The organism is Erythrobacter sp. (assembly GCF_023653175.1).
In the GTDB taxonomy this organism is placed as follows: domain Bacteria; phylum Pseudomonadota; class Alphaproteobacteria; order Sphingomonadales; family Sphingomonadaceae; genus Erythrobacter.
This window is the reverse complement of sequence record NZ_JAMNXL010000255.1, coordinates 1-3,671: the sequence shown is the minus strand read 5'-3', so window position 1 is coordinate 3,671 and position 3,671 is coordinate 1. Positions and strand designations below refer to the sequence as shown.

Sequence of the window (3,671 nt, the reverse complement as noted above, 5' to 3'; positions counted from 1 at the left end):
GTCGAAATCGTCGGGCACCGGCCAGTGGCTGGCGAGCACCGTGCGCCCGCCTGCGCCCACGAAGGCGCGCACCAGCCCGTCGAGCGCGAATTCGCCGCCGCTGCGCACCCCCGCCTCGCGCGCCGCGCCGATCGTGGCGCTGCCTGCGGTGTCGCAGGCCGAGAGGATCACCAGATCGGCATCGATGCGCAGGTCGAAGATCTCGGCGAAGCTCAGCAGCCCGTCGGAGCCCGCGGCGGCGTCGAAGCTGGTCAGCAGCGCCGGGCGCGGCGGGCAGCCGGGCTGGGGCGCGGTGACGAGGCCGTGGGTCGCAAAGTGCAAGATGCGGAATTCGGCAAGGTCGGGCAGGCTCGCCACCCCGGTGTCGGTGAAGTCCGCGCCGGTCAGCACCTGCGCGGTGCTGCCGAACTTCGCCGCCGCCTCGCGCAACTCCTTGGCCTTGATCGGGTTGGCCCAGATATTGGGCGACCAGGTGCAGCGCTCGCCCGCCTCCAGTGCAGCGCGGACGCGCGATGCGCCCGGGCTGGCGGTGCCGATCGGGGTGTTCTCGCCAAGGCCGAGATAGGCGCGCTTGCCATCGGACGGCCTTGCCGCGCGCACATCGCGGAAGGCGGAAGGGCCGACCGAGGTGCTGACCTGCGTGCCGCGCCCCAGCCACTTCGTGCCGCGGAAGTCGTATTCGTCCGCGCCCTTGGCCTTTATCCGCGCCTGATAGGCGGCCACGCTGGCATCATCGGTGACCAGCAGATTGACCGGCAGCTTGAGCAGCGCGCCATCGGGTTCGAACACCAGATGCTTGAGCTGCGGCAGTTCGTCGGCGACGGGGGCGAACAGGCGCACGAAAAGCTCGCGCGCGCGCACGATGTCGAAGGGATAGGTGTTGACCTGCCCGCCCTCGACCACCGCGATGCTGTCGCGGATCTGGGTCACCAGCGTCTCGAGCTGGCGCGGGGTCGCATCGGCGCGCCACACCCGAGCCGCCTCGCGCGTGGCATAGAGCACATAGGCATCGCTTTCGAGCGTCACCAGCTTCACATAGGCTTCGCCCTGCCCCAGCACCGACTGGAGATCGGCAAGGCTGATCGCATCGCCCGCCACCGCGCGGTAGCGGGGGTAGGCGGCCAGCCGCCCGAGCACCTCGGCCTGCTGCTGTTCGAGCTGGCCGAGCCGCGCGCGCCGCTCGGCAATCTGGTCGGCAAGGCGTGTATTGGCTTCGGGCAGGCCTTCAAGTTCGAGCAGCGAGACGCGCTGCTGTTCGATCCCGCGCCCCAGGTTGGTGGCGGTGCGGAACAGCTGCGCGGCCTCGTCCGTCCCTTCGGACAGTTCGCGGGCGAGCGCGGCCTGGGTCTGGGCGAGGCCCGGGCGCTGGAGCAGCTGGCTGGCGGTGAAGACGTCGGCGGCGGCGGCCGCCGCCGTGTCGCTGGCGGCGTTCTTGTCGGTCAGCAGCGCGAAATAGGGCGTCATCACCGATCGCAGCGAGGGCAGCGGGCGCCCGTTCGCATCGCCGATGATGTCGCGGTAGATCGTCAGCGCCTCGCCCTGCCGGCCGCTGCGGGCATAGAGCCCGGCGAGCTGCGCGCGCGCACTGCCGAGCGCGGGCGAATCCGGGTAGACGCCCTCCAGCAGGGTGATCGCCTGTCTGTGGAGCCGCTCGGCCTCGGCGCCCTGGCCTGCACGTTCGGCGTTCTCGGCAAGCTCGCCGAGCACCTGCGCGCGCAGCCAGGCGACCGAGACCACCCGGCCCCCGCGCACGTCGGCAAAGGAGCGCTCGGCGGCGGCGAGCAGCGCCGGGGCCTCGCTGCTGCGGCCCAGCTGGCGCAGCGCGGCAGCCTTAAGATAGGCGTGCTGGCCATCGAGCAGCCGCGCGCGTTCGATCGGGGTGAGGCTGCTCGAATATTCGGCGGTGAGCCGCCCGCTCTCGCTCGCCAGCTGGCTGGCCAGTGCGGCGCCGATGGTGAGCGCGCGGACCTCGTCGGCCCCGCCGAACTCGGTGGGAAGCGGCGTATCGAGCAGCGCCAGCCCGCGCGCGGGCTGGCGCTGGTTGAGGGCGTCCATCGCTTCGTAGTTGCGTTGCAGCCGGGCGAGCACCGGGCTGCCCGCACTCCCCGCGCGGGCGGCGGCAAACAGCCGGCGCGCTTCGGTGAAGCTGCCGAGATTGGATTGCTGGAGCGCGGTGTTGAGCTGCGCCTCGGCCGCGCCCGGGCCGGACAGGGCCGCGGCCGAGACAGCGAAGAACTCCGCGGCTTCTGCAAAATCGCCCGCGTTGCTGCGGCGATAGGCCTCGACCAGCGCCTGGTCGGCGGCGATCGATTCGGCCTGCTGGCGTGCGAAGGCGGCGGCATCGGTGGTGCTGGTGAGCGGGATCTCGACCGTGCCGGGCAGCACCGCATCGCTTGCCAGCGAGGCGAGCCCGAGCTCCAGCGCCTTGGCATAGGCGGCAAGGCCCGATGCGGCATAGGTGCGCCCCGCGCGGTTGCCGATAAGCAGGTCGGTCGCAAGGATCGAGCCGGCGCGCTTGCAGCCGAGCCGCTCGACCGCGGCAAGGCCGGGGAGCGCCTGCGGGGGCGCCTTGGCCGCATCGCCGCGGCACTCGGCATCGGCTCCGGCAAAGCGCGCCGGGCCGGGCGCCTCGCCGGTCTTGGGCTTGACCACCCACAGCGTGCCGACGGGTGCGGCGGCATCGCGGCAGATCACCGAATAGCGCCGGTCGAACAGGCCTGCGCCGGGCTCGGGCGGGAGGATCTGCGCCTCGCACAGCCCGTTGGAGCCGATCGGGAAGGTGTCACGCAGCGCAAGGCTGGCGCGCGGCTCGGTGCGGGCCGCGCCGGGCCCGGCGGCATGGCTCGCGCCGAGCCCGGCGAGGGCCGCGAGCGAGAAGGCGGTGCGCAGCAGGCTGGGACGACGTGCCTTCATGTCACTGGCCTCCCGTGGTGGCAGGGGCGGGGGCCCCGGAACCGCCGTAGAGCGAGCTGTCGCCCCCGCTCGCGACCGGATCGTCGAGCAGCGGGTCTTCGCTGATCAGCGGCGCATCGGGCCGTTCGGGGAAGTCGATGCCGAAGCGCTCTTCCTCCTCGCCCTCAACCGGCGGCGGGGTCTCGCTCGAGACCAGCGCGGGCTCGATCGTGGTCGGGTTGTTGATGTCCGGCGAGACCGGCGGCGGGTTGATGGTGAAGGTGCCGGGCACGAAGGTGAGCGCATAGTTGGCGCTCGCCGCCAGCGTGCCCTGACGGATCACGAAGCTGGCGATGGACTCGCCCGGATCGCGCACCAGACTGCCGCTCAGCTGGTCGCCGTTGACGAGGTCGCCGGCGGTGATGCGGAAGGTCAGCAGCGGATCGGCGAGACCGAGCGACTTCGACAAGTTGTCCGCCGCCACGGTCAGCGGGCGCGGGGTGATGGTCAGCACGCCTGCGGTGAAGGCGACCGTGTAATTGCCGCTCGCCGCTAGCGTGCCGAGGGTGATCGCCGCGGTGCCGACGCCGGTTGTCAGCCCCGCTGCGGTGGCCAGCGCGCCGGTCAGCTGATCGCCGTTGACGAGGCCCAGCCCGCCGACGGTAAAGGTCAGCGCCGGGTTGGCGTTTCCGTAGACCCGCGAGAAGCTGTTCGCGGTGATCGTGATCGGGCGCGGCGTGATGGTGAGGATGCCGGCGTTGAAGGTCACCGCATAATTG

At 71.9% G+C, this 3,671-nt stretch carries 2 protein-coding genes; both read right to left on the bottom strand.

Features of this window, described 5'->3' with window-relative positions; translation table 11 throughout:
* Positions 1 to 2,913, bottom strand: a 2,913-nt coding sequence (locus NBV68_RS18385; RefSeq protein ID WP_296312773.1) for a CHAT domain-containing tetratricopeptide repeat protein, incomplete at its 3' end; no start/stop codon positions are given.
* Position 2,914: 1 nt separating this feature from the next.
* On the bottom strand, positions 2,915 to 3,671 hold a 757-nt coding region (locus NBV68_RS18380; protein WP_296312771.1), incomplete at its 5' end, for an MBG domain-containing protein.